Below are 7,313 nucleotides of genomic sequence, written 5' to 3'. Positions count from 1 at the left end.
TAAATAAAACAAAATTAATCAAGTTGGTATAGGTACAGTCGATATGAAGAACCGGTTACTCCATTACTTATCAGATTTTTCAGCCCTATTTTTTCCTAAGATCTGCGCTGGTTGTGGCCATATTTTGGTTAGTCAAGAAAAATATATCTGCACATCTTGTTTATTTCATTTGCCCATTACAAATTTCCATCTAGACTCCAATAATCAGGTAGCACGTCAGCTCTGGGGTAAATTTCCATTTGAACATGCTGCTGCTATGTTTTTGTTGCGAAGAAAGTCGCGCGTAGAACGGATTTTGTATCAAATTAAATATGCAAATCAACCCCAATTGGCTTATTTTCTGGGTAAGCAGTATGGTGAAACATTAGCTAAAAGTGATGTATTTACAGATGTTGATGTTATTATTCCAATTCCCTTACACAAAAACAAGCTAAACAAAAGGGGGTATAATCAATCTTTTCATCTGGCAAAAGGTATTGGAATGGGGTTGTCAAAACCAATTTTAGAACATGGATTGATTCGTGAAAAAGATAACATCAGCCAAACTAAAAAATCCAGGCTGGAGCGATATGACAATGTTTTGAATGTCTTTATGTGTCCAGATCAAGATCGCCTAAGAGGGAAACATGTGTTATTGGTGGACGATGTTTTGACCACCGGAGCCACATTAACGGCTGCCGCAGAACAACTTGTTGCGGCAGGCTGTATCCTATCGGTATTAACTTTAGCGCGGGCTTAGTGTTGAGATGTGGCTCCTGCCAAATCCTAGTGTACTAAATTTTATTTTCTCCGTACATAAAAAAGCAAGTACGCGAATCCCGCCATACCTATTCCTACACTATCTGCAAAAAGATCCCACCAGTCGCCAGATCTGTAGGTAAATATATAAAGTTGCAATGCTTCTGTCAACAAAGCGAAAAGAAGACCTAAAATACTAACCACCAATACCGGGACCCATTTTGTGGGGCGGCCTTTGAATTGTACCAGTACACCATTGTAAATCAAAGTGCAGAAAACGAAGAACATACCCGCGTGAACAAGTTTGTCCATTCCGGGATAAGACGGTACTTTTTCAAAATTCTGTCCCGGCATACAGCAAAGTAAGATTACTATTACTGCCCAAAGCATTACCCATTTATAATCTAATAATAATCTAATCATGCTCTCCTTATAATCAATTTTCGTGCTAAAATAATCATAAATACAAGAAAAGTGAAATAATGTTATGAAACACATAGTAAAATTATTAACCTGATTTACAGATGTTTAAGAAAAATATTGACATTTATATAGTACTATGTATTGCATAGTACATAATAAAACATATATCTTTGTATTGTTATGATAGCTGAAAATACACAAATACAGATGCGCAAAGGGATACTTGAATATTGTATTCTTTCTATTATTTCCCGAGGGGAAATATATGCATCGGATATCATCAGCGAACTGAAGAAAGCACAGCTCTTGGTTGTAGAGGGAACATTATATCCGCTATTGACAAGACTTAAGAATAACGGTTTGCTGAGTTACATATGGAAAGAGTCCACTTCTGGTCCTCCTCGTAAGTATTATGAAATCACCAATGAAGGACTTCAAGTTCTGGACATTTTAGATGTCACTTGGAAAGAACTGGTTTTTGCGGTGGAGACGTCCCTAGCAGATCGAATTAATAAAATTGACAAATCAATATAACCTATACATACCATGAACAAGACTATAATTATCAATATAAATAGTATCGTTTTTCATATAGAAGAGGACGCATATGATGTGTTGCGCAATTATATGATTGATATTAAAAAACATTTCGGAAGTTCAGAAGATAGCAAAGAGATTTTGGAGGATATCGAAAATCGTATTGCAGAAATGTTTACAGAGAAGATTCAGACCGGCATCAAAGAGGTACTGAATATGGACGATGTAAATGCCGTAATTGCACAGATGGGAAGTGTTAGTGATTTTGAAATCAATGACACAGATCAACAATATAGCGATCAGCAGACGAACAATGCTTATGCTAACTTTCGAACTGGTAAAAAGCTGATGCGAGACCCTGAAGATAAAGTGATCAGTGGTGTATGTAGTGGACTGGGCCATTACTTTGGCATAGAGGCACGTTGGGTTAGGCTTTTGTTTGTTTTATTCGTCGTCGTGTTTGGTTCCGGATTTTTGGTCTATATCATTTTGTGGATCGTCATGCCAATTGCAATTACCAGAGCAGATCGTATGGAAATGCGCGGCGAATCACCCAATATTCAAAATTTTAAAAGAAGTTTTGAGGAAGAGTTGAGTGGTCTCAAGGATAATTTTTCGGGTGCTGGAAGTACATTCAATAGAGGTGTTGAATCTGCGGGAACGGCATTTGGAGAGATTGTCAAGATTTTTGCAAAAGTAATCGGTTTGATTGTTGCCTTTTCAATAGGTTTAAGCTTAATATCATTGCTTATTGCACTTATCTTTTTTAGCTTGGGAATCGCAGGTGTGACCGATCGAGGTATTATTGAACCCCTAAACCTGATCGACCCAACACAAGCACCTTGGGCACTGACAGCTGCATTTTTAGCTATCGGGATTCCATTTGCGGGATTATTTTATCTGATCATTCGGCTATTGTTTGATCGCAGACCGATGAATAATTACCTGACTACCTCATTATTTTTAGTGTGGATGATTTCTTTGGGAGGTATCATTTACTATTCTGGATCGGTCGCTAAGGATTTCAAAGAGGAAAGTAAGATTGTCGAAGAAAAACCATTAGCATTAAGATCTATTTACCGCATTCAGGAACGTGATGTGCGAGTGATCAAAATAAATGGTGACGATGCCCGCACGAATCTAAAAATAAGGGGAACGAATTTATCTGAATATTTACAGGACGATATCCGAATTCGTTTTGAGCGGATCGACTCTGCTCAGATGCCATATATCAAATACGAATATTCTGCTAAGGGGGCTAATTATAATTTAGCAACGAAAAGAGCATCTGCCATTAATTACAAAGCCGTTCAGGATAGTACGAGCATTATTTTCGATAGTCATTTTAGATTAGCTGAAAATGAATTATATAGAGATCAAAAGGTCAATGTTACGATTTACCTTCCAGTTGGAGCAAAAGTATTATTAAATAGAGATTTGAGCCATAACTATGCTGATATCTCGTATTACGAATGCTTGGATCGTTACAGCAATGAGGATATCAAAGAAACAGAATGGGTGATGACAAATTTAGGTTTGAAATGCGCTCTTCCAGAAGTTGCTGAAACAGAATACGATACAGAGGAAAACGGAGTAGTAGATACAGTAATCGAAAGACGCGATACGATCATCAGCATTTCACCGGGCACTGTTGTCGTAGAAACGAAAGGGAAGAAAAAATAACGCTGTTCATAGAAGAACATCAAAGACCTTCATTCCGAAAGCCCTTTTCATGAAAGGCACCATTAAATCTAACAAAAAAGGGGCTTTAAGCCTGTTAAGCCCCTTCTTTTTAAATAAATCAATCTTATTGTAACATTCTATACAAAACCTATACTAACTAGTCAACATTTCTATTTCGGATAGAACAACCTATACTCAATGAAAACTAAACTATTACTAACAATCTTATTTGCCATCAGTGCACAACTGCTATGGGCAGCGGTGGGCATAACAGGTAAGGTGGTGAATGAAAAAAATGAACAAATGAGTGCTGTTACTGCTTATTTGATCCACAGTACTAATCATATAATTTTAAAAACAGCCATTACCAAAGAGGACGGACAATATTCTTTCGAAAATGTTGCAGCGGGATCATATTATGTAGAAGCTAGAATGATTGGTTATGAAGTGAAACGCTCCGCTATTATTAATTTTAATAAAACAGCACAGCAAATACCCGATCTGCAGATTATACCGAGCAGCAATACCTTGTCTGAAGTAACCGTAGAAGGAAAGAAACCTCTTGTAGAAAATAAACAAGGAAAGCTAATCTTAAATGTTGAAAATTCACCATTGGCCGCAGGAAATAATGGTTTAGATATTGTGCAGCGCGCACCTGGTGTTAGTTTGGATAATGACAATAACTTACAGCTCATGGGACAATCTGGAGTAAAAGTTACCATCGATGGCCGCCAAACGTATATGACGGGAGAGCAGCTGACGACCCTACTAAAAAGTACAGATGGAAACCAGATTAAGTCTGTTGAAGTTATTAAATCACGTAGTGCCAAAGATGACGCGGAGGGAGCTGTCGGAACGATCAATATTGTGATGAAGAAAAATCGAATGGAAGGTTTTAATGGAAACTTTTCTGCAACTGCTGGATTAGGTGAAAAATTTAGAGGTAATTCAGCTTTGTCACTCAACTACAAAAAGAATAATACGACTTACTTTGGATCTTACTCTTACAGTGACGATAAATATATCAATCGACTTAATATAGAGCGCATCATTTCCAACAATGGAATGGAAACATTATTTGATCAACAATCAAATCTGCATATCAAAGATAGGACACATACCTACAAATTTGGAGTTGAACAGAAAACCTCGGATCGTAATGTAATGTCTTTGCAATTTAATGGAAGTAATAATGTCGAGCTCAATGACAATGATAGCAAATCTTTGATAGGACCATTGACCACAATCGATTCTACATTGATTTCCATGACCCAGTTTAAAGAAGGCTTTAACCGTTATTCATTCAATTTCAATAACGAGTTTAAGATTGATTCAACGGGTAAAAAATTGATCTTGGATTTGGATTGGAGCCAATTTAAAAATAGCAAAAAGGCTGATTATGATAATAGATTGTTTGACAAAAACAATCAATTGATACATGATCCAGAGATCTTAAGAAGTGAGATGCCAATAGGAATTGATATCTATGTTGCAAAACTGGATTACAATCAACCCTTAAGTAAAACTTCCAATCTGGAGACAGGGGTAAAATATTCAAATGTGAAGTCAGATAATAACCTCTTGTTTGAAGAACAATTAGATGACAAGTGGACCAATATTGTCAACAGATCAAATCATTTCATCTATAAAGAGCAAATTGCGGCAGGTTATGTTGATTATGACAATCAAATAGGAAAATGGGGAATTAAAGCGGGATTACGTGGAGAGTATACCTTATCAGATGGTCACTCGCTTACAGAAAGCAAACAGGTAAAACGAAATTATTTTGATTTATTCCCATCGGCAAATTTGAGTTATGATGCCCATGAAAATCATATATTTTCTTTGGGTTATTCGAGAAAAGTAACAAGACCAAATTACCGCCAGCTCAATCCCTTTGATTATTTTATTGATAAGTATACTTCAGAACGTGGTAACCCTTATTTGAATCCGCAATATGCAAATGAGTTAAATTTGAACTATACGCTTTATAAAAAATACACGATTTCCTTAGGCTACAATGCGCAGACAGATGCAATCGTGGAAAGTATGGGACAAGATTCTGTTAAAAAAACGACTTGGGTGACACGTGAAAATCTAGGGAAAAACAATTCGGCTTTTTTAAATTTAAGCATGCCGGTACAGGTGACAAAATTCTGGTCTTCTTATAATAATATCACCGCAGTATATATGAATTTTGATGGAGCCATCGCAGGAGATATAGTAAATAGTACGAGTTTTCTATTTCAGGTCAATTCGATGAGCACATTTAAGCTGTCACCTTCATTATCTGCAGAAATGAACCTACGTTATTTCTCTCCTTTCACATACAATATTTATAAATTGGAGAGCCGTTGGGATGCACAGATCGGTCTTACTAAAAACTTTAAAGATAAAAGAAGCTCGCTTAAGCTAGCTGTATCAGATATCTTCAATACAAGCAATCAAAATCTATCAACCAATTTTTCATCTTTTAACACGAAGATCCGACAAAATCAAGATCGTCGAGTGGCTCGTTTGACCTATTCTTACAAATTTGGGAATTTGAAAAATGCGGCAAAGAAAAAGAATACCGATAATGAAGAAAAGCAACGAGCTTTATAAAAGCATCTTGCTTCACAAATGTAAATAGTTTCAATGTTTATTTAATATGTAGGCCGTAAGTACGAAAGTACTTGCGGTTTTTTATTAAGCTTTTCTTGTTATCAGATTAAGGAGATTAAAAATTGAATCTCTGTTTTGATACAAGTCCAATTTAAATTTTCAAGTCTTTTTCGTCGATGAGCTCTGTTTCTAATGTAATAGTTTCATATTCGGTAATAGGTCTTTTTGCTTCTATCATCTGAATAAGGAGATCCGTTGCTACTTTTCCCATTTCAAATGCAGGCTGCCGGACAACCGTTAGCGAGGGAGAGAAAATACTGACCACATTGGAGTTTGTAAATCCAGCAATTGCTATTTTGCTTATCAATTTTGGATATTTTTTTTTTGAATACATCAAATAACCAGTTGACAATTTATCTCCAGAAATAAATATAGCATCAAATTTTTGTTCAAATAGAGCATCAATAGCTTCATCAATTTCTTGCATATGCATACCACCGTACTCCGAAAACTTCACTAGATTTTCATCATAGCGGATATGGTGCTTTTTTAGCGCTGCTTGGTATCCCGCCAGTCTTTCTTTTGTGATGGATAAAGATTTACTATTAGTCAAGTGTGCTATTTTGCTATGTCCATTTAAAATTAAATGTTCTGTTGCATCAAAAGCCCCTTTAAAATTATTTGAAGTCACCTTGAATGTATCAAAATCTTCGGGTATTCTGTCAAAGAAAACAATCGGATAGCCTTGCTTATGCAGGGTTTTGAGGTATTCAATATCATTGGTTTCAGAAGATAAAGAAATCAATAAACCATCAACAGATCGCGAAGACAGGTATTCTACATTCATTTTTTCTCTTTCAGCAGACTCATGTGTTTGTGAAATCACCACTTGGTAGTTTTTGTTATGGGCCACAGATTCCACCCCATTGATCACCTGCGAATAAAAATTATTAGCGATCTCACTGACGATGATTCCAATCGAATAGCTTCTTCTCTCCTTTAAGCTTCTCGCGATAGGATTGGCCGTATAGTTGATTTTTTTAGCATAATCTAAAACTAATTTTTTCGTTTCAGCACTGATTTCATAACTATCACGCATAGCTCTTGATACCGTGGAGGTAGATAAATTAAGTGCAAGCGCAATATCTTTAATAGTCGACGGTTTGAATCTCATAATTTTTGGGCTAAATATAATGTTATGGTTTTTTTTTGATAATATCAAATTTTAGTCCACTCAAAATTGCAAACGATACCGGCAACGATTGCATAGATTTTGGTGGGAAATAGTCCTTGAAATGGTATTTAGTTAGTAAACTTGTTACATAAAT

At 36.0% G+C, this 7,313-nt stretch carries 6 protein-coding genes; 4 read left to right on the top strand and 2 right to left on the bottom strand.

All coding sequences use genetic code 11. From position 1 onward, the window contains the following. The first annotated feature begins 43 nt into the window (after positions 1-43). A complete protein-coding gene (locus tag B3P23_RS18235) occupies positions 44-739 on the top strand; it encodes a ComF family protein (RefSeq protein ID WP_293928586.1) in 696 nt (231 codons plus the stop codon). Positions 740-780: 41 nt separating this feature from the next. Here B3P23_RS18235 and B3P23_RS18230 read toward each other — a convergent pair whose 3' ends face one another. Then, a complete protein-coding gene (locus B3P23_RS18230) occupies positions 781-1,236 on the bottom strand; it encodes a VanZ family protein (RefSeq protein WP_346569300.1) in 456 nt (151 codons plus the stop codon). 105 nt (positions 1,237-1,341) lie between these two features. Here B3P23_RS18230 and B3P23_RS18225 point away from each other — a divergent pair, with 105 nt between their 5' ends. From B3P23_RS18225 to B3P23_RS18215, 3 genes are all read left to right on the top strand, one after another. Beyond that, positions 1,342-1,695 (top strand): PadR family transcriptional regulator, encoded by a 354-nt coding sequence (locus B3P23_RS18225; protein ID WP_045754597.1) that lies wholly within the window; start codon positions 1,342-1,344, stop codon positions 1,693-1,695. A gap of 12 nt (positions 1,696-1,707) precedes the next feature. Next, positions 1,708-3,381: a PspC domain-containing protein gene (locus tag B3P23_RS18220; protein WP_094771904.1), complete on the top strand. Its 1,674-nt coding sequence runs from the start codon at positions 1,708-1,710 to the stop codon at positions 3,379-3,381. Between the two features lie 198 nt (positions 3,382-3,579). Beyond that, complete coding sequence (locus B3P23_RS18215) at positions 3,580-5,985, top strand: TonB-dependent receptor domain-containing protein (RefSeq protein WP_248755013.1); 2,406 nt, start codon at positions 3,580-3,582, stop codon at positions 5,983-5,985. A 151-nt stretch (positions 5,986-6,136) separates the two neighbouring features. On the opposite strand, the gene B3P23_RS18210 is transcribed toward B3P23_RS18215, so the two are convergent. Beyond that, positions 6,137-7,159 (bottom strand): LacI family DNA-binding transcriptional regulator, encoded by a 1,023-nt coding sequence (locus B3P23_RS18210; protein ID WP_248755012.1) that lies wholly within the window; start codon positions 7,157-7,159, stop codon positions 6,137-6,139. Positions 7,160-7,313: the final 154 nt, after the last annotated feature.

Origin of the sequence: Sphingobacterium sp. UBA6320 (assembly GCF_002440335.1) — a bacterium.
Lineage (GTDB): Bacteria > Bacteroidota > Bacteroidia > Sphingobacteriales > Sphingobacteriaceae > Sphingobacterium.
Note: the sequence above shows the minus strand (reverse complement) of the source record. Positions and strands in the feature narration are given on the sequence as shown.

Bases quoted from the DNA above. Each gene is read 5' to 3' on its own strand.
- B3P23_RS18235 (WP_293928586.1), top strand. From the start codon at position 44: ATGAAGAACCGGTTACTCCATTACTTATCAGATTTTTCAGCCCTATTT.
- B3P23_RS18230 (WP_346569300.1), bottom strand. From the start codon at position 1,236: ATGTGTTTCATAACATTATTTCACTTTTCTTGTATTTATGATTATTTT.
- B3P23_RS18225 (WP_045754597.1), top strand. From the start codon at position 1,342: ATGATAGCTGAAAATACACAAATACAGATGCGCAAAGGGATACTTGAA.
- B3P23_RS18220 (WP_094771904.1), top strand. From the start codon at position 1,708: ATGAACAAGACTATAATTATCAATATAAATAGTATCGTTTTTCATATA.
- B3P23_RS18215 (WP_248755013.1), top strand. From the start codon at position 3,580: ATGAAAACTAAACTATTACTAACAATCTTATTTGCCATCAGTGCACAA.
- B3P23_RS18210 (WP_248755012.1), bottom strand. From the start codon at position 7,159: ATGAGATTCAAACCGTCGACTATTAAAGATATTGCGCTTGCACTTAAT.